25 protein-coding genes and 1 pseudogene are annotated in these 23407 nt (G+C 60.4%); 10 read left to right on the forward strand and 16 right to left on the reverse strand.

Translation table 11 applies throughout. The features are described 5' to 3' along the window. Nucleotides 1-5: 5 nt before the first annotated feature. The 7 genes from P3T22_RS12900 to P3T22_RS12930 form a co-directional block, all read right to left on the reverse strand. Complete coding sequence (locus P3T22_RS12900; RefSeq protein WP_429325154.1) at nt 6-1328, reverse strand: LLM class flavin-dependent oxidoreductase; 1323 nt, start codon at nt 1326-1328, stop codon at nt 6-8. 30 nt (nt 1329-1358) lie between these two features. Beyond that, a complete protein-coding gene (locus P3T22_RS12905) occupies nt 1359-2360 on the reverse strand; it encodes an LLM class flavin-dependent oxidoreductase (RefSeq protein WP_429325155.1) in 1002 nt (333 codons plus the stop codon). A 225-nt stretch (nt 2361-2585) separates the two neighbouring features. Further along, entirely contained in the window at nt 2586-3530 is a 945-nt protein-coding gene (locus tag P3T22_RS12910; protein WP_429325156.1) for an ABC transporter substrate-binding protein, read from the reverse strand. 51 nt (nt 3531-3581) lie between these two features. After that, the gene (locus P3T22_RS12915; RefSeq protein ID WP_429325157.1) at nt 3582-4130 is read right to left on the reverse strand and encodes a GNAT family N-acetyltransferase; all 549 of its coding nucleotides are present in this window, start codon (nt 4128-4130) and stop codon (nt 3582-3584) included. 458 nt (nt 4131-4588) lie between these two features. Next, nucleotides 4589-5581, reverse strand: a complete 993-nt coding sequence (locus P3T22_RS12920) for a succinylglutamate desuccinylase/aspartoacylase family protein (protein WP_429325158.1) — start codon at nt 5579-5581, stop codon at nt 4589-4591. Between the two features lie 157 nt (nt 5582-5738). After that, on the reverse strand, nt 5739-5954 hold the full coding sequence (locus P3T22_RS12925) for a hypothetical protein (RefSeq protein ID WP_429325276.1): 216 nt from the start codon (nt 5952-5954) through the stop codon (nt 5739-5741). A gap of 218 nt (nt 5955-6172) precedes the next feature. Next, entirely contained in the window at nt 6173-6883 is a 711-nt protein-coding gene (locus P3T22_RS12930) for a lysophospholipid acyltransferase family protein (protein WP_429325159.1), read from the reverse strand. 394 nt (nt 6884-7277) lie between these two features. Between P3T22_RS12930 and P3T22_RS12935 the strand changes: the two genes are divergently transcribed. Both P3T22_RS12935 and P3T22_RS12940 read left to right on the forward strand, forming a co-directional pair. Beyond that, a complete protein-coding gene (locus P3T22_RS12935; RefSeq protein WP_158515262.1) occupies nt 7278-7448 on the forward strand; it encodes a hypothetical protein in 171 nt (56 codons plus the stop codon). Between the two features lie 72 nt (nt 7449-7520). Continuing rightward, the gene (locus tag P3T22_RS12940) at nt 7521-8042 is read left to right on the forward strand and encodes a hypothetical protein (protein WP_063495857.1); all 522 of its coding nucleotides are present in this window, start codon (nt 7521-7523) and stop codon (nt 8040-8042) included. Between the two features lie 15 nt (nt 8043-8057). On the opposite strand, the gene P3T22_RS12945 is transcribed toward P3T22_RS12940, so the two are convergent. Together P3T22_RS12945 and P3T22_RS12950 are read right to left on the reverse strand one after the other, a co-directional pair. Next, nucleotides 8058-8414 (reverse strand): hypothetical protein, encoded by a 357-nt coding sequence (locus tag P3T22_RS12945; protein ID WP_335341186.1) that lies wholly within the window; start codon nt 8412-8414, stop codon nt 8058-8060. A 302-nt stretch (nt 8415-8716) separates the two neighbouring features. Beyond that, entirely contained in the window at nt 8717-9538 is an 822-nt protein-coding gene (locus tag P3T22_RS12950) for a LysR substrate-binding domain-containing protein (RefSeq protein WP_181448420.1), read from the reverse strand. Nucleotides 9539-9664: 126 nt separating this feature from the next. Here P3T22_RS12950 and P3T22_RS12955 point away from each other — a divergent pair, with 126 nt between their 5' ends. Then, nucleotides 9665-10516 carry an alpha/beta fold hydrolase gene (locus tag P3T22_RS12955; protein WP_063495855.1) on the forward strand — a complete coding sequence of 284 codons (852 nt, stop codon included), beginning with the start codon at nt 9665-9667 and terminating at the stop codon, nt 10514-10516. A 223-nt stretch (nt 10517-10739) separates the two neighbouring features. Here P3T22_RS12955 and P3T22_RS12960 read toward each other — a convergent pair whose 3' ends face one another. Together P3T22_RS12960 and P3T22_RS12965 are read right to left on the reverse strand one after the other, a co-directional pair. Then, nucleotides 10740-11672, reverse strand: coding sequence for a LysR family transcriptional regulator (locus P3T22_RS12960; protein WP_063495853.1), 933 nt, complete (start codon nt 11670-11672; stop codon nt 10740-10742). Between the two features lie 306 nt (nt 11673-11978). Continuing rightward, entirely contained in the window at nt 11979-12896 is a 918-nt protein-coding gene (locus P3T22_RS12965) for an NAD(P)H-binding protein (RefSeq protein WP_063495852.1), read from the reverse strand. A 206-nt stretch (nt 12897-13102) separates the two neighbouring features. On the opposite strand from P3T22_RS12965, the gene P3T22_RS12970 reads away from it, so the two are divergent. Both P3T22_RS12970 and P3T22_RS12975 read left to right on the forward strand, forming a co-directional pair. Next, the gene (locus tag P3T22_RS12970) at nt 13103-13261 is read left to right on the forward strand and encodes an acyl-CoA dehydrogenase N-terminal domain-containing protein (RefSeq protein WP_082855016.1); all 159 of its coding nucleotides are present in this window, start codon (nt 13103-13105) and stop codon (nt 13259-13261) included. Nucleotides 13262-13400: 139 nt separating this feature from the next. Beyond that, a complete protein-coding gene (locus P3T22_RS12975; RefSeq protein WP_063497920.1) occupies nt 13401-13691 on the forward strand; it encodes a DUF4148 domain-containing protein in 291 nt (96 codons plus the stop codon). Between the two features lie 196 nt (nt 13692-13887). On the opposite strand, the gene P3T22_RS12980 is transcribed toward P3T22_RS12975, so the two are convergent. The 4 genes and pseudogenes from P3T22_RS12980 to P3T22_RS12995 form a co-directional block, all read right to left on the reverse strand. Further along, nucleotides 13888-15024 carry a thiolase family protein gene (locus P3T22_RS12980; RefSeq protein ID WP_063495851.1) on the reverse strand — a complete coding sequence of 379 codons (1137 nt, stop codon included), beginning with the start codon at nt 15022-15024 and terminating at the stop codon, nt 13888-13890. A 360-nt stretch (nt 15025-15384) separates the two neighbouring features. Beyond that, a complete protein-coding gene (locus tag P3T22_RS12985) occupies nt 15385-16071 on the reverse strand; it encodes a TetR/AcrR family transcriptional regulator (RefSeq protein WP_429325160.1) in 687 nt (228 codons plus the stop codon). A 443-nt stretch (nt 16072-16514) separates the two neighbouring features. Then, nucleotides 16515-16886 (reverse strand): annotated as a pseudogene (locus P3T22_RS12990) (DDE-type integrase/transposase/recombinase); the annotation flags it as partial. Nucleotides 16887-16924: 38 nt separating this feature from the next. Next, the gene (locus P3T22_RS12995) at nt 16925-17884 is read right to left on the reverse strand and encodes a GlxA family transcriptional regulator (RefSeq protein WP_063495848.1); all 960 of its coding nucleotides are present in this window, start codon (nt 17882-17884) and stop codon (nt 16925-16927) included. Nucleotides 17885-18149: 265 nt separating this feature from the next. On the opposite strand from P3T22_RS12995, the gene P3T22_RS13000 reads away from it, so the two are divergent. From P3T22_RS13000 to P3T22_RS13010, 3 genes are all read left to right on the forward strand, one after another. Then, nucleotides 18150-18950, forward strand: a complete 801-nt coding sequence (locus P3T22_RS13000; RefSeq protein ID WP_429325161.1) for an SDR family NAD(P)-dependent oxidoreductase — start codon at nt 18150-18152, stop codon at nt 18948-18950. 52 nt (nt 18951-19002) lie between these two features. Next, nucleotides 19003-19764, forward strand: coding sequence for an SDR family oxidoreductase (locus P3T22_RS13005; protein ID WP_429325162.1), 762 nt, complete (start codon nt 19003-19005; stop codon nt 19762-19764). Between the two features lie 137 nt (nt 19765-19901). After that, entirely contained in the window at nt 19902-20306 is a 405-nt protein-coding gene (locus P3T22_RS13010) for a nuclear transport factor 2 family protein (protein ID WP_063495845.1), read from the forward strand. 305 nt (nt 20307-20611) lie between these two features. Here P3T22_RS13010 and P3T22_RS13015 read toward each other — a convergent pair whose 3' ends face one another. Further along, nucleotides 20612-21241 (reverse strand): TetR/AcrR family transcriptional regulator, encoded by a 630-nt coding sequence (locus P3T22_RS13015; RefSeq protein ID WP_063495844.1) that lies wholly within the window; start codon nt 21239-21241, stop codon nt 20612-20614. Nucleotides 21242-21392: 151 nt separating this feature from the next. Between P3T22_RS13015 and P3T22_RS13020 the strand changes: the two genes are divergently transcribed. Next, a complete protein-coding gene (locus tag P3T22_RS13020) occupies nt 21393-22514 on the forward strand; it encodes an alkene reductase (RefSeq protein ID WP_063495843.1) in 1122 nt (373 codons plus the stop codon). Between the two features lie 132 nt (nt 22515-22646). After that, the gene (locus P3T22_RS13025) at nt 22647-23393 is read left to right on the forward strand and encodes an SDR family oxidoreductase (protein ID WP_063495842.1); all 747 of its coding nucleotides are present in this window, start codon (nt 22647-22649) and stop codon (nt 23391-23393) included. Nucleotides 23394-23407 lie beyond the last annotated feature (14 nt).

The raw sequence follows: 23407 nt of genomic DNA on the forward strand, positions 1-23407 counted from the left end.
GTTCATCAGGCCGTTTCCGCGGTCGCGTAGCGGCTTTCCCGGCGCGGCAGGCCGAGGTGATCGCGCAGCGTCGTTCCGGCCAGCGTGCGGCTGTAACGTCCGCGTGTCTCCAGCGCCGGGATCACGTATCGAACGAAATCGTCCAGCCCTTCTGCCTGCACCGGAAAGCCGAGGATGAAGCCGTCGGCCGCGCCGGCGTCGAACCAGCGGATCAGCTCATCGGCAATCTGCTCGCCAGTGCCGATGAACTGCGTCTTCGGCGTGGCCACTTCGAGCGCGAGCTGGCGCAATGTTGCACCGGTGCGTTTTGCATTGGCCTTGATGCGGTCGGTCGTCGAACGGAAGCTGTTCGATCCAAGCTCGCCGAGCTCCGGGAACGGCTCGTCGAGCGGGTATTGCGTAAAGTCGTGATGCTCGAAAAAGCGCCCCAGATAGGCGAGCGCGTCGTCGATGGTCAGCAGGTCGCGGATCGCGCGATACTTCGCCTCCGCTTCGTCCGCCGTCGCGCCGACGATGGGTCCGACGCCCGGGAATATCTTCACGTCGGTCGCCGCGCGCCCGTGCTCGACGGCGCTCTGGCGCACCTGGTCGGCGAACGCCCTGGTTTCTTCGAGCGACGGCGAATGCGTGAACACCGCGTCCGCGTATTTGCCGGCGAGCGCGATCCCCGAGTCCGACGAACCGGCCTGGAAGATCACCGGCTGTCCCTGCGGCGAGCGCTGGATGTTCAGTGGCCCGGCGACTTCGAAGAACCGTCCCTTGTGATCGAGCGTATGCAGCTTGTCCCGGTCGAAGAAGCGGCCGCTCTCGCGCTCGCGAACGAATGCGTCGTCGTCCCAGCTATCCCACAGTCCCTGCACCACGTCCAGATACTCGTCGGCGATCTCGTAGCGCAGTTCGTGGTCCGGATGTTGACCGCCGTAATTCTTCGCGGAACCTTCGAGCGGCGACGTCACGACATTCCATCCCGCGCGCCCGCCGCTGATGAGATCGAGCGAAGCGAACTGCCGCGCCACCGTAAACGGATGGCTGTACGAAGTCGACAGCGTGCCGGCGAGGCCGATCTTCGAGGTCGATGTCGCGAGCGCCGAAAGGATCGAGATGGGCTCGAAGCGGTTCAGGAAGTGAGGAATCGACTTCTCGTTGATGTAGAGCCCATCGGCCACGAACGCGAACGCGACGCCGTTGGCCTCGGCCTTCTGTGCGACGCCGGTGATGAAATCCAGGTTGACGCTGGCATCCGCGGGCCCTGCGGGATGCTTCCACGAATTCATGTGGCCGCCAGCGCCGTGCAGCATGATGCCGAATGTGAGATTTCGCTGAGTCATAGTCTGGTCCGTAAGTAGGATGAGCTGAAGTCAAACGCGTACGGTCTGTTCCGCGCCGGCCAGCGCCTCGACCGAAGCGAGCCGCTGCGCGTAGTCTGTTATCGGGGAGTCGATTACAAATTCCTCGATGCCGAAGCGTTCGTGCAAGGCATCGAGTTCCCGGCGCACCTCCTCCGCGGTGCCGGCGACGACGTGGGGATGGAGTTCGTCGACGCGATAGTGGGTCACGCCGGTTTGTCGCGCGAATTCCGCTGCCGCCTCGGGGCTGGGGAGATTGACGCTCTGCCCCGTTGCAAGCTGCAGCTTGAAAATGCGCAGTGTGCCGATCTGGCGCTGAGCCTCGGCGCGCGACTGCGCGGCGAACGCGTAAAGCGCGAGCAGCGGCGGGCGTCCTGTCACGCTGCGATAGGCATCGAGCGAGCGCTCGATATTGGCTTCGTCACCGTTGAAATGGCCGGCGTAGCAGAACTGCCAGCCGTGCCGCGCGGCGAGCGCCGCGCTCTCGGCGCTAGCGCCCAGCAAAACGCGCTCGGGCGCCTCAGGCGGCGTCGGCAGCGCGATCGCACCTGCCAGCGGGTGATCAACGGCCACGCCCCACTTCAGGAACGCGTCGAGTTCCGCGAACTGGTGCGCGAAATCCTGCTTCTTCGCCTTGTCGTGAAACCATTGCAGCGCGCGCGTCGTCAACGGCAGTCCGCCCGGCGCCTTGCCGATGCCGAGATCGACACGCCCAGGCGCGAGTGAGGCGAGCACCCGGAAAGTTTCCGCAACCTTGAAAGGACTGTAGTGCTGAAGCATCACGCCACCCGAGCCGACACGAATGCGCGAAGTGTGCGCGAGCAGATGCGACACGACGATCTCCGGCGCGGAACTCGCGAGTCCCGGGGCGCCATGATGCTCGGCGATCCAGTAACGCTTGTAACCCAACGCCTCGGCGCGCTGCGCGAGCCGTACGGTAAAGCGCAGCGCATCATGAGCACTCTTTCCGTCGGCGATCGGACTCTTGTCGAGAATCGAAAGTGAGTAGGACATATCAAGCCCTCCCAATGCACCACGCGGTACAGGGGGAAAAATTTGAGGAAATTCGCTGAACGACTTCGCTGATCCCATTATCGCTATCGGGGTCCAAAATCGTTCGAGCAAATTTTTCTATGCATGAGCGGCGGCCGGTGCGGCAGCGATGGCGTCGCTCGATTTTCAGTAATACTTATGATTGAAAACTGACCTTATAAAGTCAGTCTCAACTGCCTCGACGATTTAACTCCTGGGGAGCCCCGGAGGATTCGTCCTGGCCTGATCGATCGCTTCGGAACCGAGATTCCAGCGGTCGAGTACCTGGCTATATTTGCCGCTGCGAATCAGGTCGTTCAGCAACAGCGTGAGCGGCGCAGCAAGTCCGCTGCCCTTCTTCGTGGTGATCGCGACGTCGGCCGTGATCGGCCAACCACCGCTGATGGCGCCGACCGCGCGTATTCCCCCTCTCTGCGCAGCCTCGTACGCAAGCGCCGAGTTGACGCTCAGGATCGCGTCGGCGCGCCCCGAGCGCAGCGCCACGTCCCTGACGGCGATGTCGTCGTAGTACTGAACCTGCACGGGCTTCAGTCCATGCGCGACATTCTCCTTGTCCCATGCGAGCAGGATCTTTTCCTGATTCGTTCCAGAATCGGTAATGACACGTAGCCCGGCAACGTCCTTTGGCTCACGGATTGTCTTGATCGGGCTTGAGACGGCTACGTAGAAACCGAGCACGTCGCGCCGATAGGTCGAGAAATCGAATTTCTCCTTGCGCTGCTCGGTGACCGTCACGTTCGACAGAACCGCGTCGACCTTGCCCGATTGCACGGCGAGCGGCCAGTCTTCCCACGCAAGCGCCACGATTTTCAGCTTGCGCCCCAGACCGTCAGCGACCAGTTGCGCGAGATCCGGGTCGAAACCGACGATCGTCTTTTCATCGGTCGCATACGTACCGAGCGGCGGCCACGCCACTGCCATGCCGATGACCAGTTCGTCCTTCGCAGCAAATGGAAACGCGGCCGGTATGGCCTTGATGGCTGCGGCGTCAGGCGTGGTCCGGATCTGGCCATGCTGATCCGGACTCAGGTTAAATGCACCGCTTGCCGCCAGAGCGATACCTGCTGCGCCCATCGCCAATGTGGCGAACGTTCCAGCCAGCACTGCCCAGATTCCCTTGCTTTGCTTCATGACTTGATATCCCGTCAAATGGTTGAGTTGAACGATGCACCGCGCGCGTGACTACCGCTGGCCAAGCGGCTCGGGTTGAACCAGATCGTGCAACGAATCGACTCGGCCCGGCTCCAGCAAATCCTTGCCGAACGGAAGACGAAAATGGATCTCCGGTGCGATCGAACGATCGAACAGAGGCTCGTAGCCCGCATTGATATAGAGGCCTGCTGCTTCCGGCTGTTTGAAGCCGGTGGTCAGATAGACGCGGCGATATCCCTGACGCAACGCTCGCGCCTCGAGTTCCTGCACGACACGGCGGGCCAGCCCCTGGCGCCGCTGACTGGCGTGTGTCCAGATACGCTTGAGTTCTGCGGTCGTCGCGTCATAGCGCTTGAACGCACCGCCGCCGACCGTCTCCCCATCGCGCATGACGACGATGAAAGCGCCTTCGGGTGGCGCGAACAACCCGGCCGGATAACGCATCATCTCTTCACTTACCGATGCCGCGCTGTCCGGCCGGAACTCGCGATACCGTGTCGTGTACTCGATGTGCAGCGCGTCCAATAGCGGCCGCGCAACGGGATCCAGCGGCGTGGTATCGATAATTTCATAGGTCATGGTGAATAGGGGATAGCTCTTATCCCTGTCACTCCTGTCGTTGAATTCTTTTCCAGTTCGACTTTGATTACCGTCGATCTATAAAGAAGATAACAGGTCACCCATTCTTGACGAACCAAACATTTAACGAATCGTTATTCCGTGGAGTTCGTATATTTAATTCACATCATTATCCGCACCATAGCGTCAGGAACTCTGCTGCCGGTGAAACGCATTAATTAATGGGATACTGGCCGCACATTTATTTCATGTTGCTTTCAGATGCCTGATCGCAGCACTATCAGGGCCTGGGGATATTTGTTGGATAGCGCGTCGAGACCACGAACTTAAGCCCGCTAACCGCGGGATGATTTCTTATTTTAATGCGTCCCATTAGACAGACCACGGTCACACGTTTTTAATTCTAATAAAGCGTGTAAATGTCCAGAATAGCAACGCTGGATTTACCCGCATCGCCCTCAAACTGGCTCGGCGAGATGGAACAGACAGTCGCCACGCTCCACGGCGGCCGGCACACGTTTGCAAACGACCTCGCCCGCGCTCGCGAAAAAAGTGGTGACCGGTTCCCGTAGCGGTGTGTCGGGGAAATGGATTCGCGCCGCCGCCTGGCCCGCCGCGACCTGATCGCCCAAATCGACGAGTGGCTCGTACACCCCGCGATCATAGGCGTACACATAGTGGCGCGAGCCGGATACCGTGAAGAAGCGCGTCCGCGCAGGCGGGCCGTCCGGTACGAGTGGTCCGCTCAACACGCCAATGAACCCGAGCAGGTTCAGCAGTCCGTGTCGCGCATCACGCAGCAGGCTCGCCTGCACGGTGCCGCCGCCGCCGAGCTCCGTGAGGATGGAAATCGCACCCTGCCGCCGCGCGGCGCTCGCTGCATGGACCGGGTTCGGCCGATGCAGAAATGCGCGCGGCAACCCGAACGCAGCGAGCAATGCTTTGAGCCGCTGTTCCTCCTCGGGATCGCGCGGCTCGATGGCCAGCATATTGGCGCCGTCGTAGAGAAGCGAACTTCCGCCCGAATGCAGATCGATCAGATATTGCGCGCGTGCGAGCAGCGTGTGCTCGATGTAGTCGGCGATTGCGGCCGTCGGCGCGCCTTGTGGATCGCCGGGAAAACTGCGGTTCAGGTTGCCGCCGTCGAGTGGCGAAGTCCTCTGGCCCGCAACCGCAGCCGGAAAATTCGCCATGGGCAAAAAGATCAGTTGCCCGCACACCCATTGCGGCTCGATTTCGCGCATCAGACTCGAGACCAGCACTTGCCCTTCGTATTCATCACCGTGATTGCCCCCCATGAGCAGCACGACGGGACCGTCGCCGGTGCGCACTGATGCGATCGGAATCGGAATCCAGCCGTAAGCGGACCGATGAACCGAGTGAGGCAGCCGCAGATAGCCCACGTGACGTCCGTCGGCATCCAGGTCGACTTCATTGTGGAGCGTACTCATGGGATCTCCTTCCTGACGCGGGACAATCTGGTTGCGCCGCAACCTCGGCCATATGCTTCTCCAGATCGGCGTCGTGTTGATGGCGGCGATGACTTCGTCCTCCTGAGCGTCCTGTCCAACGCTCGGTCATGACGCCTGGCTCCGCCTGTTGGATGGTTCAATGCGCGTTCGCGTTCGCGTCCGCGCGTGCCTGACGCTTCGTGCCTGACGCTTCGTACCTGACGCTTCGTGCCCGCCGCTTCGTGCCCGCCAGCAGGGCTGTGTGCAACTGCGCACCGAATGCACGCACGCGCTCCATCACCGACTTGTTGCGACGCACGAGGAAGTTGTAGAAGTGAGATACGTTATCCGCACGCCGTATTGAAGTGAACAAAGAATTCCATATTTGGATTCCTGTACACACGTAAAAAAGCTCGGAGTGAACCGGCGTACGCCATGCCGTCCTTTGCGCTCAGAATTTCTGGGGATAGTCGGCACACGCAGACAGGCAAAGCGGCGCTCGCGGCGACCCATTGCGGCACCGGAGCCGCGTAGTGCCATCGAGCGGGTGTTTGTCGAGCCATTCGCGGGATTCATCCCGCTTCAAGCGCATCAAAGCCGCAGCAGTTCATCTTTCATCCACTCGTGGACGGCTCGACCCAGTTCCTGCTGTGACAGGTCCCGAGGCGAGAATGCCGGCCCGACAACCACACGAATCCGGCCACGGCCGCTGGGCCAGCCTTTCGCCGGCCAGATTTTGCCCGCGTTGAGAACCACAGGAACAGCAGGAACGCCAGTCGCGCAAGCCAATCGAACGCCACCTGATGTCATCCTCAACGGAGCGTCGTGTGGCACCCGGGTCCCCTCCGGGAAAATGACGACAACATCTCCCTTCGCCAGCCTCTCGGCGCTTTCCTGCGTCACAGCCTGATGAGCCTGCCGAGCGGAGCCGCGGTTCAGGCTAACCATATCGAGGCCACGCAGCACCCATCCAAAAAAAGGGATGCGAAGAAGCTCTTCCTTGAAAACAAAACTGATGCGCCGTGGAAAAAGTGCAAGAAATGTGAGTGTCTCCCAGGTCGATTCGTGACGGCACAGCAGTATCGCTGGCCCTTCAGGAATATGTTCAAGCCCTTCTATCGAACATGAGACTCCCGGCAGCCAGCGCATCACTATCACCAGTGCGCGACACCATTGTTTTGCCAACCAGTATCGGCCAGCCCTGCCGACGAAAGGAAACAGAAGCAGGATGGCCATTGAATACAGCGTCCCGGTACCGAGAACGTAGACGATGAACAGCCATTTAGTGAAAGTCGAGCGCATCGGGGCCTGATTTAGATTGGTTTGCGGCGGAGCATTTCACCGTTGGCAGGTAAGACCACACCGCGAGCAATGCGTTCGTTCCCCAGACCGAAAGCGCCAACGCCACACCTGAAAAGGTTTCGCCGGAAAAAGGGCGCGACGCTCGCATCTGCAACTGCCGGCGCGGCAAGGTCGACACGCGCGTCGGCCGCAACGCAGAAACGAAGGTGACGGTTGACGCTGGTCGGGAGCGCGCTAACATTGGGTACCGGCGAGCAGTGCGTGTCGATGGACACCGCGACGCGGCGAATCAACGGTGCGGTATGCGCAGCGGCTGCCGCTGACCCGATAACCCGCACGCAGCGCCAGGATGCTACTGGAGCATCGAGCTGCTAGCGTTATTTCGGAGGATGCCATGACGAACCATCCAAACGAACAGACACCTGACGAGGGCCGCAAAGACGGCAAAGACAGACGCGCGGACAATGCTCCGGACGCGGAGGCCGGCTCGCCGGACCCGGACAGCCCTGCCCCAATCCTGAAGTCAGAGGACGACGAGCTACTCGATGAAGACGCACCCGAATAGTGGCGACGAAACCTGGCGTTCAACCGAAGCCAACCCTCCCCAACCAAGTACGCAATGAACGAACATACCGCAATGGACGACCGATTTGACAGGCGGGAATTACTGCTTCATCTCGGAGACATGCTCGAAGCTTTGAACTGTTTAGCAAGGACTAGCAAGCCGACCGCGCCGGTGGCGCATCTTATGCAGGAAGAGGACTCACTGCAGCGCTTCGGGTTCCTCCGGGCGCTGGCGCCGAAAATGACGGTGGCCGAATTCACCCAACGCGTCGCCAGCGCGTTCTTCCTGTGGCCAAGGGAGCTGCTTGAGGCGGAACTCAACCGGGACGCGCTAGCGTCAAGCGTTCAGCACAACCTTTTTGACGGTAACCCCGACGGCTGGAAAGCGTATGTCAGCCACGTCGAAAGGACGGTGGCGTGGTTCGGGGCCGGGCTTCCGGGGATGAAAGCGGACCCGTTGGCAGAACCGCCTCACGATGCCGCAAAAGACGCAACTCCGGTCGATGCGCCGGCCGCGGCCGCGCTGCCCGCGAAGTCGGATGCAGCCATCGAAAAGAAGGGCTGGCCCTGGCCCGAGCCAAGGTCGACGTCCTGACGAATGCGCGGAGCGCTATGCCGGAGCGAATATCACGGCACCAACGTCGGCGATGTGCGTGAAGCTTCGAACAAACCGGTACGTCTGGTCACCGACCGTTATCCGGTTCAAGCCGGCGTGCGTCAGTTCGAGTATCGCGTCAGCCACGCCCGCCGCGATGGTTCCGTGACCAGTCAACTCGTTGTCCTCGTCCGCTGGATCGCCGATGTAGACAGCACAGACGTCTGGACCGTTGCGCATCATGACGACGCATTTCCCCTCATTCAGCGAGAGTTCGAGATATTCAACCAGCGTCATCAATGACCCAGGCGTTGGTCCCTGCGGGTCGTAAGTCAAACCAGAATCAGCAGCCATATTGCCGTCCTTCGTCAAATGCGTCGGTCCTGAACAGGAAGCTCGCCCCGAGGGCGACGATGTCTCCACTATAAGCCAACGGGTGGATGGTCACTTCCCGGCTTGGCAAGCTGAATCGCAAATGCCGCGCTCGTCGAAACTCAGTTCCCCCATGAATCGCTGGCGCTATGCTCCATCGCTTCGAAGCGCGCACGTTTCGGCGCGCTATCGAGCCGGGTGTAAGCAAGACCGATACCGGTACGGTGACGAGGAAGATCGAGCGGACGCGCCACGACCTTGGACGGCAAAGCCAGCGCCGCCTCGAATCAGGGGCTTTGCGGCTAGCGCCTCAACTCGGAAAGAATTTTTTCCGCCAGAAAGTCGCAAGGCGGCCGCTTCGAGGCCGTGCTTCGCGCCAGCACCATTTCTAGCGCGGGAATCTCGGGCAATCCGTGCGCACGTCCCAGGAGCGCGAAGTGCGCCGGGACCGCGCATCGTGCGAGCGGGACAATGGCCAGCCCAGCTTCGGCCATCGACAGCAGGCCGAGCAGACTTGGACTTTCATACGAGGTCCGGTAGGGAATTTTCGCGCGCTCGAGGCTGCGAATCGCATTCTCCCGCGCGACGCTGCCCGGCAGGAACACGGCGATCGGCAGCGGCCGTTCGCGCCAGATTTCATTGGCGCTCGGCGCCGCCGCCCATTCCATCGGCTCGAACCGGATGAACTCGCCTGACAGGCCCTTGACTCGCGTGGCGCACACAAGGTCGACGGAGCCGTCTTTCACCATCGGCGCAAGTGCGACGCTCGGCAAGCCAACGACCTGAATTTCCACCTTCGGATAGGTCGCGGAAAACTTCTTGAGGATTGGCGGCAGCAGCGACGACGCATAATCGTCCGGCACGCCGATGCTCACGCGCCCCGTCACGTCCGGCCTGACCACGGCGGCCCAAGCCTCGTCGCGCAATGCGAGCATGCGGCGAGCGTACGTCAACAGGACTTCGCCGTCCTGTGTCGGGACCACACTTCTCGGTTTGCGAACAAACAGCGGCTTGCCCAGCGCAGTCTCGAGCGTCTTGATCTGCATGCTCACCGCCGATTGCGAACGATGCACGACTTCCGCCGCCCGGCTGATGTTACCGGTGTCGGCGACGGCCACGATCATGGTCATGACGTCCAGGTCGAGAGCTTTCAATGGGTCCGGTATCAGAAAATTAGATAGATTCGATCAATATTACGCGATTTTCCAAACCAGCGACATCGGGCATAGTGTCTTCCAAGGAGCCACTCAATGAACGCCCGTACCGACCTCTCAGTGCTTGCCGTGCCGGAATTGTCCTTTGCGACCATCGCATCGGGCATTTGCGTGCCATATGTCGAGTGCGGAGATGGCGAACCGCTGATATTCGTGCATGGGTCGCTTTGCGACTATCGATACTGGAATGCGCAGACTGCGGCGCTGTCGCAGCATTTTCGCTGCATCTCCGTGAGCCTGAGCCACTATTGGCCGGCAAGCGAGGCCTGCATCCAGGGGGAATTCGGCTGGCAGACGCATGTCGCCGAGCTGGCCGAGTTCATTGAGGCGATCGACCTTGGGCCCGTGCATCTGATCGGGCATTCGCGTGGCGGCTGCGTGGCGTTTCATGTCGCACGCGAATATCCGCGGCTTGTGAAGTCATTGACGCTCGCCGATCCGGGTGGTCCGCTGCAGATCGAGGGGATGCCGGACGCTTCGCTGCCGGCCGCGACGAATGTGCTGCGCGCGCGTGTCGCTGAACTCATCGAGAGCCAGCAGATCGACGCGGGACTGGAGCTGTTCGTCGATTCGGTCAGCGTGCCCGGATCATGGCGCAAGAGCCCGGTTGCGTTCCGCACCATGGCGATCGACAACGCGGGCACGCTGCCCAAGCAGCTCCGCGATCCGTTGCCCGCCTATTCCCGTGAAACGGCACGCGAGGTGAAATGCAGGACGTTGCTGATCGACGGACAGCGCAGCCCGCGGATGTTCCGCAACAACGTTGAAAAGCTCACAGAATGGATCGACTATGCGGAGAGGCAAACCATCGCCGGTGCGTCGCACGGGATGAATGTGTCGAATGCCGGTGCTTTTAACCGCCTTGTGCATGCCTTCGCAAGTTTCTAATCAATCGCTCATTCTCCGACGCGCTAAATAACTGCAATGGGGCCATGAACAGCCACGCGCCTCGCTCCAAAGCAGCCCTTCACTGCGTGCCGACTCAAGCGCCGTAACGCCCTGCACGACAGAGTGATCACCGCAATGCGGAGCTCGTCGCCTTCGACGAATTACCGACGCAGCAGCTTGAAGTCGAGCGCCGCAACACGATACGCGCCAGCCAAGCGAAGCATCACGTCCTGGAACTGGCCCGCGCCGGCCGCGCAACTGCCACCTCGTCGAAGAAGGTGGCAGCGTGCTCGACGAACGCCTTCACCTTGGCCGGCAGCAGGGTTCGCGAGTTATACGCGAGTCGAATCTCAACCTCTCCGTCGATGATTTCGAAATCGTCAAGAATCGACACGAGCTTGCCTGAAGCCACTTCCTCCTGGACCAGCGCCGCAGGCACCACGCCGACGCCCCAACTCTCCAGCACCATTTCCCGGTTGAACACCGCATTGTTCGAAGAGATATCGAACTTCAGCGGGACGGTCATATCCTCGTCACCCAGGCGAAAAGTCAACGACGGCTTACGAAGCGTGGGCGACATCGCGACGAACGTGTGATCAACCAGTTCAGACGGATGCTCGGGTAAAGCGTGTTTTTCCAGATATGCTGGTGTCGCGACCACCGAGAGCGGCATGCGTTCCAGAAGCCGGGTCACCACCGTGTCGGTACTCAACATGAAGGGGACGACGATCCCCAGGTCATAGCCGTCCGCCACCAGGTCGACAGGGCGCTCGGTAAGGGTCACGTCCAGACTCACTTTGGGATACTTCTGCTTAAAGGTCGAGATGAGCGGCACGAGCCGACTCACGGTCGCCGTTGTATGAGCGACAAGCCGAAGCACACCGGTCGGCTCACGCGCCTGGTTCGACGCTTCGGCTTCCAGTACTTCGAGATCGTCGAGAATCCGGCAGCAGCCGTCATAGAAATGTTCCGCGGCTTCCGTTAGCGAAACCTGCCGCGTCGTGCGATGAAGCAGACGACTGCCGAGACGCTGCTCAAGCCCGGATATGGCGCGCGACACGGCCGGTGTAGTAATGCTCAGCATGTCTGCCGCGCGGGTAAAACTTTTCCCTTCGACGACCGAGCGGAAAACGCGCAAGCTATCAAGATAATCCATAGGGCACCTTCGGTAGGCATATCTGTGAATGGACCGTTTGTTGCGCCCAGATCTGTGTGCGCAGCCACCCGTAGCCGCAGCCGTCGAGCGAAAGCCAGCCAGATCTCCTTGACGAATGGCGCGCAGCCATGAAGAGGCCTCGGCACCATTGTCAAACAGCATGCGTTTACGTGTACCGGGATTGTCGCAGAGTTGCGCGTTTTTGCGCTTATTGCCATGACCCATGGCTTCGATCGAGCGGCTGCACTCCTTGTCGCCCTATTCCGGCATCACGGCGTCAGACGGGATCGATGCACGGCTCCCGGCTCAGCCCGCTTCACGCGGACGAAACGCGTTCTCGTAGCGGCTCACGAAATCGGCCACGCTGGTAGCGGGGCGGCCGGTCAGTGTAAGTACGTCGTCCGACTGACGGTCGTACCGCCCGGCTCTATGCAGATCGGCCATCGCCGAAAGGTGATCCATGAGGTGCACCGGGAATCCCTTTTCGAGCAAAGCGAGCCGCCATTCCTCGACTGGGATGTCTACATAAGTGACCTTACGCCCAAGTGCTTTCGAATACTCGCCGGCGTAGAAATGCATGTTCTGCGATTCCGGCCCTGTCAGGTGGTAGGTCCTTCCGACATGCGGCGCGGGATTGGCGAGGATTGCCGCTAACGCATGCGCAACATCCTCCGCAGCGACCGGCGACGTCTTGCCGTCGCCGAATGGCAAGCGCAGTTCGCTCGACTGTCGAACCGAGGCCGACGCCAGTTGCAGAAAGAAGCCTTCAAGAAACACCGTCGGCCGAACATGCACCACCGGCAATCCAGACCAGTTCAGCGCCTGCTCGGCGAGCCAGTGCAGTTTGTGCTGAGGACTTGCGGTCGTCTCAGTGAGACTCATCTGCGAAAGCGTCATTTGCGACATGTTGACGAAGGCATCGACACCGTAATGCCTCGCAACCACCGCGGCGTTCATCGTCGCTTCCAGATACGCATCCGATACGGACATGCCGAAATAGATCGCCCGGCATCCTTCAATTGCACGATGCATCGAATGCAGGTCGCGCAAGTCGCCGACGAGCACGTCAGCCCCCATGGCCTTCAGTGCCTCCGAGCGTTCGTCGATGCGTCGCACCATCGCTCTCACCGCGTGGCCTTCCTTCAACAGAAGCTGCGTCAGGGTCCGCCCCACCGCCCCCACCCGACCGGCCGCACCGGTCACGAGAACAGGTCTTTGCTGCATGGTTGTCTCCCATCAATCATATTTGATCTTCCAGCGCGTCGACCGCGTGCGCCGAACGCTGCTTGCGTGCTCAAGTATCTGTGCGCAGTATGACAGTGTCAAGTTGAATATCCTGTCCGAGACACTCCCATTGGAGACAGCCGGTTTGAACACCCGGCACCACCAGGTCACCTTGGGCCGACTTTCTCTCAGTGAGATCAACAGCTATGCCGACCTGTCAGGCACCGATCCGCGACGTGCTCTTCTTGTTGGAAGAGGTCTTCAATTACGAGTCGCAGGTGAGTTCCCTTCCAGGATTCGAAGACGCAACAATGGACGTCGCAGGCGCCGTTCTAGAGCGCGCGGCGGAGTTTTGTTTGGGCTGATCGCGACTGTTCTCAGGCAGGCAACAATAAGTTGCAGTGTCGCCCGTTACCGCGGATCGACGCCTCCCCTAGACTCTGCTCGCGGGTTGCAAACCCGATGTTCGCACCATTTGATTACACCTTTGGGAGGTATGTCATCGTGAAGTCGCTCATTAAGGCTATCGTCATTGCCACCGTTCTGACCGCGCCGATCGCATCGATTGCGCAACAATCGAACGCGCCGCTGACGCGCGCCCAGGTGCAAGCCGAACTTGCCCATCTAAAAGAGGCCGGCTACAACCCGGCATTCGACGTCATCAATGATCCGGCTCACAGCGCGATCAATCCGGCGGCCCACGTCGAGGCCGCGCAAGCACGCGTAGCTGCACAAAAAGAGGCGGCACAAGGCGATATCGTTAGCCTGGATGTTTCGCATGCAGGTCGCTGGTGAGCGCAGCAGCAAAACGCCATCGTCACGCGTTTGCAACTCCGCAGACGGTTTGCGAAATCCGCCGTCGCGAAATGGATAGTCAGCCGGATTGAGAATCGGTGTGGACATGGGGCTTCTCGGATTTCGTTTCCGGCAACCGTGCGCGAAAGAGCGTTAGAGAGGCCCTCACGGCACGGTGTTATCGCCCACAACCGTATTACACGGCTTCCAGAATGGTCGCGATGCCCTGACCACCGCCAATGCATTGCGTTGCCAGCGCGAACTGGCCGCCGCCGCGGCTAAGCAGCGACGCCGCCTTGCCGACCAGCCGCGCGCCGGTCGCGCCGAGCGGATGCCCAATCGCAAGTGCGCCGCCGTCCACGTTGACCCGTTCTTCGTCAAAGCCGAGTTCGCGCCCGCAGGCGATTGCCTGGCTAGCGAATGCCTCGTTGATTTCAATGACGTCCAGATCCTTAACCGATAGTCCCGCACGCTCGAGCGCCTTGCGGGTCGCCGGAATTGGCCCAATACCCATCAAATCCGGCCGGCACGACGCCACCGCCGCCGTCCTGATTTTCGCCAGCGGGCGCAATCCGTGTTGGCGAGCAAAATCCGCGCTGCACAGCAGCACGGCCGATGCGCCATCGGTCAGCGGCGACGACGTGCCAGCCGTGACGCTGCCGTCTTCCGCGAACGCCGGTTTCAAGGCCGCCAATGCCGCGGCATTCGTGCCGGGACGAATACAGCCATCCACACTGACAAGCCCAGCGGGAGTCTTGATCGGCACGATCTCGTCGGCAAGGCGTCCCTGCTCGCGTGCCGCGGCAGCCTTCGCGTGCGAAACGACAGCAAGGGCCTCCTGCGCTTCGCGGCTTACACCATACTCGCGAGCAACGTTCTCGGCGGTCAGGCCCATCGGCGCATAGGCAGCCGGATAGTCGCGCAGCAGGTCCGGATTCGGCGATCGGTTGAAGCCACCTTGCGGAACCCGCGTCATGGATTCGACGCCAGCGCAGATGAATGCATCACCGAGACCGAGGGCAATCTGCCCTGCTGCATAGTGGACGGAAGACATTGACGAGCCGCAGAATCGATTGATCGTGGCGCCGGGTACCACGTCGCCAAAACCGGCCAGAAAGCCAATAATGCGCGCAATATTGAGCCCCTGCTCCGCTTCCGGGTAGGAACAGCCGACTACCAGATCCTCAATCAGATTGTGAGCGACGCCGGTGCGCTTGAGCAACTCGGACACCACCTGCGCCGCCAGGTCGTCCGGGCGCACGTCAATCAACCCGCCTTTGCGTGAAAAATGAAACGGGGATCGGGCAAAACCTGCTACTACGATATCAGTCATCTTCGCCTCCTGAATTTGAATCGAACGGTCGCATAGACCGCGCAAAGTAAGCAATTCTGCTAGCAAATCTTCATGACGAGCGAGGCCAGATGCCAGCCACGCGCGACCAACCGGCCAACCGGCCGCATCTATTGCAACCCGTTCAACCCGCGCTGCCCTACCTGAGACTTATTGTTACATCGTCAAGTTTAAGCGTCAATAACCTCTCACGAGCAATGTTTATTGCTTAAATCATGGGGAAACGGACGGGCAAGGTATATCAGGCTGGAAAGCGGCCAGTACCGAGGGAAGCACTGTGAGACAGGCGCGGCGCGCCCAGCCAGGCGATCGCCGACAAAAAGACGCGCCGCGAGGGGGAGATTACTTCTTGTTGCGGGCCGCCCGGCGAACGGCCGTTCCGGCCTGCACATGTGGGCTCTGCAAGCCGCCGAGCAAGACGTTGGTGACAGTTTCGCAGACATCGTCGATCAATGCGCCGGACACCTGGCACAAGCCGCTTTCCCGATCCGACAACAGGGTCGCGAGCCCATGCATGCCTGACCAGACCGCAATCGCGGAGAAGCGCGGCGGGCGGGCTAAATCACTTTGATCCGCGAGGAATTCGGCAATCGAGTTGTTTAGAAACTGGAACGAGCCGCCGCTTGCTTCCATCAACTCCGGATGCTTGTTTTTATCGGCGATACGCGGCCCGAACATCAGATGAAACAGCTCCGGCCGCTTCAGCGCAAAACCCACATAGGCTCGCATGACTACGCGCAGCCGTTGCTCCTTTGTCATGCCGTCTTTCAGGGCAGCGAGACGATCCGCCATCAACAGGCGAAAGCCTTCCGAGGCGATTGCGGCAAGCAACCCGTCCTTGTCGCCGAAATGATGCGTCGGCGCTGTTTGCGACACGCCGGCGAGGCGCGCCACCTCACGCAATGACAGATCGGCAGCCCCGCGCAACTCGACCAGTTCAAGACCACGCAGCACCATCTCCTCGCGAAGGTTTCCGTGATGCCACGAGCTCTTTTTTGTTGGGATGACTTCGGGAGGAAGAGTAGACATAAGTTGCCGCTGTGTAGATGTTGCGCTGTGTAGATGTAGATTAACCACCATCAGGACTCGACACGGCGAAGACTGGCTGCCAATGGCATTTTACCCTGTCCGCCCGGCCTCTCAACCTCCTCTCGTCTTGCCCAGGCGACGCTGCATAGGGTTGAGCAGCATCACGCGGCAGCAACGACATCGAATGAGCCACCTCATGCAGGACAGGGGAAAATTCCCGAGTCGGAATCATTTGCGTTGGGGCGCGGCCGTCAATAATATTGACACCGTCATCTTTACACCGAAACACAAACTCCGGATGACACGCTTGCCTGGGTTTCGACGGCACGTCAGGAAGGAAGATGCAACGCCTGACATTGTGCAACGCCACTGCACTCATGCCTTGAAAAGGCATTGTCAACTTGCCGAGAGTGAGACGGCACTACGGCAGATGTGACGACGGGTCAGAAGGCAGTCGACGGATTTTGCGCGAGTTCAGCGAATTCGCGCCATGCAACGAACCGGGCTGCGAGTTGTTTGCGACAAAGCGAGGCGCTTATCACTTGCCGCTTCAGTGCGAAGTGTTGCCGTATCGGCCCGAAGCACGAGAGAAATTTTTGTGCGCGTTTCGGGTCGCGAAAGCCGCGCATGCGACGCTCGCGTTCGCGCTTCGGTTGGCGGCTGCTCTCAGCCCGGTTGTTCAGCCGGGCAGCCGCTTTTACGAACACGTGCTTTACGCCCGCCAACTCCGGAATTTCGGCCTTTGCGGCCGGATAACTGCGCAGTTGATCGGTGACGATCTTGCGCGGCACGGGGCTGGAGCGCAGCAAGCGCTTGCCTCGTCAACCTGACAGAGCCTTCCGGACGACGTTTTCTAGCTGGTTCTTCGGACATCCATCCGCGAGTCGCGTCGAACCGCATTGGGCGGAACGCCAAATCCGCGCAAGAACGCGTCGCGCAGATGGCGGCGATCGCGAAAGCCGGACTCTCTTGCGATGACCTCAAGCGGATGTCGGCTCTGTTCGATCATCAGCCGCGCAGCCTCCAGTCGCAGCCTTTCGATGGCTTTGGCTGGAGACTGTCCCGTTTCAAGTGTGAACACGCGGCTAAACTGGCGCGGACTCAGATGAACAGCCTCGGCCAGCTCCTCCACCGTCAATGAACGGCTCAGATTCTGGCGGGCATAGTTCAGCGCATCCTGGATACGATCGGACTTCGGCGCGAGGTCCAGCATTTCTGAGTGTTGCGACTGGCCGCCCGCCCGGCGCTGGTGCATGACCAGCTTGTGCGCCACCGAACGGGCCGCTTCCGCACCAAGATCCTCTTCCACCATTGCGAGCGCCAGGTCAAGACCCGCCGTCATGCCAGCCGACGTCCAGATAGGGCCGTCGACAATATAGATTCGGTCCTCCTCGACGCGGATATCCGGAAAAAGTTTCTGCATTTCGCGCGCATACGCCCAATGCGTTGTGGCGCGCCGCTGTGCCAGCAGGCCCGCTTCCGCCAGCACGAATCCACCAGTGCAGATTCCGGCGACGCGCCTTGCGCGATTACCCACTTCGCGCAGGAATGCAAGAACGTCGTCAGGCGCCGGCGAAGTGAGCGGATCGTTCACTCCGGCGACGATCCATGTGTCCACGTCGACCTGCCCGCACAACGATCGCGCGCCCACCGGGAAGCCGAGCGACGAGCGCACCTCGCCGCCGGCCACCGAGAAGTTGTCAAGCGTGTAGAACGCCTCGCCTGCCACGATGTTCGCGTACTCGAACACTGACTGCGGCGCGAGCGCCATGATCTGAAAACCGTCGCTAATCAAAAACCCGATCCGGTGCATGTCCGTTCTCCTGTCGACCAGAGTTGGCGCTTTAGCGCTTACTCTGGTCCCATGCAAAGCTGTCGACCAGAGTTGGCGCTTTAGCGCTTACTCTGGTCCCATGCAAAGCTGTCGACCCGAGTTGGCGCTTTAGCGCCTTACTCTGGCCCCATGTAAAGCTGTCAACCAATGTCCTAAATCATACCCATATACGTCATTTCCGTCACGCTCAAACGAAGCCAGAATGCACTCACGCATCCAACCACTTTCGAACAGGAGTGACATCATGACCCAGACACACCAGGGTACAGCCCTTATTACCGGCGCGTCGTCGGGCATCGGCGCAGTCTACGCGGACCGGCTAGCACGCCGGGGCTACGATCTGATTCTCGTCGCGCGGAACCGCGAGCGGCTGATCGACCTCGCCGACCGCATCACGAACGAGACGCATCAGAACGTTGAAATCGTCGACGCGGACCTCAACGACCGCACGGCACTGGCCGTCGTGGAAGCAAAGCTGAAACAGGACGCAAGCATCACGCTGCTGGTCAACAACGCGGGCGTGGGTACGCATAAACCGCTGCTCGACAGCGATGTCGATGCGATGACGCGGATGATCGACCTGAACGTCACCGCGCTCACGCGCCTCACGTATGCCGCCATTCCGGGCTTCGTCGCGCGAGGCAAGGGTACCGTCATCAACATCTCATCCATCGTCGCGATCTCGCCGGAGACGCTCAACGGCGTCTACGGCGGCAGCAAGGCTTTTGTGCTTGCCTTCAGCCAGTCGCTGCACCACGAACTTGCCGACAAGGGCGTCCAGGTGCAAGCCGTACTGCCCGGTGCAACTGCCACCGACTTCTGGCAGACCGCCGGCCTCCCGATTGAGCACTTGCCCGCGGGCATCGTCATGTCGGCCTCCGACATGGTCGACGCAGCCTTGACGGGCCTTGATCGTCGTGAACTTGTGACGATCCCGTCATTGCATGCCGCCGAAGAGTGGGAAGCCTATGAATCCGCTCGGCAAAGCATGTCCCCGCATCTGTCGAGCGATGTCCCTGCGCCGCGCTATGTGACGGCACGATAATCCACGGATATCGAATCTGCATCCGGATTCATCCAAATAAGGAATACGTATCATGAAACTCAGCGGAAATACCGTCTTCATCACCGGCGGTACGTCGGGCATCGGTCGCGCACTTGCAGAAGCCCTTCACAAGAGGGGCAACAAAGTCATCATTGCGGGGCGGCGCAAAGCACTGCTTGACGAAATCGCGAAGCAGAATCCCGACATCGATACCGTTCAACTCGACATCGGCGATGCTGCGCAGATTCGCGAGGTCGCCGGGCAATTGATTGAACGTTATCCATCATTGAACGTCGTGATCAACAACGCAGGCATTATGCCGTTCGACGACGCCGGTGGCCCGCTCGACGACGATCAGGCCGTCAGTCTCGTCGACACGAACCTGCTTGGTCCCGTACGAGTGAGCGCCGCCTTCGTCGAGCATCTGAAGCAACAGACCGAGTCGTACATCATTAACAACAGTTCTGTGCTCGCGTACGTGCCGCTCGCCGCGACTGCCCTGTACTCAGCGACCAAGGCAGCAGTTCACTCGTACACGCTGTCGCAACGCTTCATGCTGCGCAATACGAGCGTCCGCGTACTCGAGATCGCGCCACCCTGGGTCGACACTGATCTTGTTCACAAGAGCGGCGACCCGCGCGCCATGCCGCTCGATGCGTTCATCGCCGAAACGATGGAACTCCTGGAATCAGCAACAACCGAGGTCGTCGTTGCCACCGCCAAGCCATTGCGCGATAACGCAGGGCCCAATGAGCATGCGTTTGTCGAACAGTTCAACCAGTTCATCGCCGACAATCCGATTCCCGTCGAATAAAGGCTGAATGCGCGCCGCGCGTTCGCGGCGCGCGCGATGCACTCACGAAGCCTGCCAGGATATCCGCCCACGTTGTTCCTACCCGCGACGAACGTCAAAAGTGTTACACCTGGCTAGAGATCACCGGAGTTCATGTCATGACTGCAACACTTGAAGAGAAGAACACAGCGCTCGTTCTCAAGGCGTTGGACACGCTGTTCAACAGGAAAGACTACGCGAAGGCAGAGCAGTTCTGGTCCGATTCCTACGTCCAGCACAGCCAGCTCGTTCCGGCCGGACGCGAGGGGCTTTTCGGCCTGGTTCGCTCGCTTCCCGATGCGCGTTTTGAATACGACATGGTTGCCGCCAAAGGCGATCTTGTCTGGGTGCACAGCCGATACACCAATTCGGCAAGGTCAACCGCCCTGATCGGTGTGGATATCGTGCGAATCGAGGACGGAAAGCTCGTCGAGCATTGGGACGTGTTGCAGGACGAAGCGACGAGCAGCGACTCCGCCGGCGGGTATCCGATGTTTGGCGACGCGTTCCCGGGCGAGCGGTAACGCTCGCGATGTATCGCTCCATATAAGCGAATACGCAATGAGCGCGATGGCCATCGGATGAATTCGCTGGCCATCTTTGCAGCAGTCGCGATCGCGCCAGGTAGACTGCGCCACGTGCTCCATGAAGAACCAATGCCGCCCGAACATCCCTAAGGATCCTAAAGCTGGATCGTCAGCGATTGCGCCGACTCAGGGGCGCACACGACCGCGACGACCCGCACCAGAAACCGCGCTGCAGCGAACTGTAAAGCGGTTTTTCAGAATCGGCTCTTCCCCGCCAAAATCCGTCCGTTACATGACACGCTTCAACGAGCGTCCGAGCCCTCTTCCAGCGCGAAATTCCTAAGCAGCATCTGACGGCTCGCGTTCAGTATTTCATCGCCGAGCTGAGGATTGGCGCCGGCTACCGCCCGCGACAGGATGAGCGCACCGACCATCTCACTGTAGAGCGCGATTGCCTGCTGGCGCGCTTCGTCCGTATCTTTGCCTTCGGAGCCCTGTTCCATAACGAGCCCTGTCAACGTTTCGAGCATAGTCTGCAGACCACTTGCAAAGTGCAACTGTGCCTCATGCCCAAGCCGACGGACGTCCGCAGTGAGGCCGGCGACCGCACAACCCTGCTCGATATCACTGCAATGCGTGCCGGACAGGTAAAAGTCCACCTGTCGGCTCAGCCGGTTCCTGTCCGGCTCAATCGGCGCGGCAATGGCTTCCTTCAGGTCACCGTTGGCCTTGTCCATCGCAGTCGCCACAACTTCAGCGGCCAGCGCCTCCTTCGATTTGAAGTGGTTGTAGAACCCGCCTTGGGTAAAGCCCGCGGCCTTCATCAGCGCGCTAAGGCCCACACCATCGATTCCATGCTCACGGAACAACTTCTCCGCGCCCGCAATGATGGCCTTCCGGTTCTCCACTGCCTGCTGTTTCGAGACACCCATCGTTCAATGCTCCGCATCGTTGTGGGTTCAATTATAACCGTCTTCGAAAAAAACAATTGCGATCGACATTGACTTTTCGGATTTCACCCACCAAACTCACTGTCAATCACCATTGTGACCGGGTGAATCCATCAATCTCGTGGGAAAAATCATGAACATCGAAAGTAACCAACCCCTGCTCCAGCCGGTTCGGCTAGGGGACCTCGATCTGCCCAATCGCGTCGTCATGGCGTCGCTGACGCGCATGCGCGCGGCCAATCCCGAGCTTGCCCCGACGGCCTTGCACGCCGAGTACTACGTGCAGCGCGCTTCGGCGGGTTTGATCATCAGCGAAGGGGTGTTCGTGAGCCCCGAGGCCGTCGGCTGGGCAGACGTGCCCGGACTCTGGAGTGATGCCCAGGTGCGCGGTTGGCGCGTGGTGACGGACGCCGTGCACCACGCGGGCGGTCGGATCGTCGCCCAACTCTGGCATACCGGTTCAATAGGGCATCCGGATTTCGACGCCGGCAAGGCGCCGCCATCCGCTTCAGCGGTCAATCCGGAGCAGCAAAGCGTGACCGCGGCAGGCCGCAAAGACACTGTGGTCCCGCGCCCCATGGAAAAAGACGAGATCCGTCGCACGGTCGCCGATTTTGGCCGGGCTGCGCGCAACGCGATCGCCGCCGGTTTTGACGGCGTGCAGATCCAGGGCGGCTATCACTACCTGTTCAATCAGTTCCTCAACGTTCGCACCAATCTGCGTACCGATGAATACGGCGGTTCGACGGAGAACCGCGCGCGGTTTCTTTTCGAAGTCGTGGAAACGGTGGTCGAGGCAGTTGGAGCGCAGCGCACCGGCATCAAGACGGGACCCGCGACGTCGGAGACGGGCGCGTTCGTTTCCAATGACGAAACGCTTGCCACTTCCGAATATGTGATCGGGCGGCTCAACGATTTCGATCTCTCACATCTGCTGCTGATGGGAGCAATGGCCGACCTGTCGGCGACGCCACTGGCCGCCATGGCAGGCGACGGCATGTTCCGCCATTTCCGCGAGATCTACCGCGGCAACATCATTGCGAACGTCGATATCGATCGTGCGCGCGGTAATCGGCTGATCGAAGCGGGACTGGTCGACATGGTCGCCTTTGGTCGCCCGTTCATCGGCAATCCGGATCTGCCGGCGCGCTTCGCCGCCGATGCGCCGCTTGCCGAAGTCAACTGGCCAAAGGTCTATGGCCCAACAGCCGAGGGCTACACCGATTATCCCGAGTTTCAGGCTGTGCCGGCATAACGCGCCGTCACTCACGTCTGCGGAAAACGATCAAGACCACCACCGAAGCAGCCAATCGGGCCCTCGCGCCCGAAGCTGTTCGGAAACATCTTTCGGCATTGACGCCACTCGTCATTTCTATTTGAACCGATCATGAAACTCACAGGCAATACAGTTTTTATCACCGGCGGCGGCTCGGGTATCGGCCGTGGTCTCGCTGAAGCGCTGCACAAGCTCGGCAATCAGGTGATCATCTCTGGCCGGCGCGCCGAGCGTCTGCAAGCGACCATCGATGCGAACCCCGGCATGCGGGCGGTGTCGCTCGACATCACCGATCCGGCGGATATCAAGGCTGTCGCCGCGAGGCTGATCGCCGACTATCCCGGTCTGAACGTGTTGATCAACAACGCCGGCATCATGTTTCCCGATGGCGCTGAGGGCCCGGTCGACGACGAACTGCTGAGCTCGACCGTCGACACGAACCTGCTTGGGCCGATCCGCATGACCTCCGCTCTGATCGAGCACCTTAAGACCCGGGACGGTGCGGTCGTGGCAAATGTCACGTCGGTACTCGGATTCGTGCCGATGGCGATCACGGCGGTGTACAGCGCGACCAAGGCGGCACTGCATTCATACACGCTCTCACAACGCTATCTGCTTCGGGACAGCAAGGTTTCGCTCATCGAGATCGCGCCGCCCTGGGTCCGTACCGAGCTGATGAACAGCAGCGAGGAAGAGCGCGCGATGCCTCTTGATGAATTCGTCGCGGGCGCGATCGAACAACTAGGCACGGAGGCCAACGAAATACTCGTGGGTCCGGCCGTGAACATGCGCGCCAATCCGGGACCCAACGAGCACGCGTGGGTCAACCAGTTCAACGACATGATGGCTGCCGGTTAAACGCCGGAAGACGC

This window comes from Paraburkholderia sp. GAS348, from assembly GCF_050434205.1.
Lineage (GTDB): Bacteria > Pseudomonadota > Gammaproteobacteria > Burkholderiales > Burkholderiaceae > Paraburkholderia.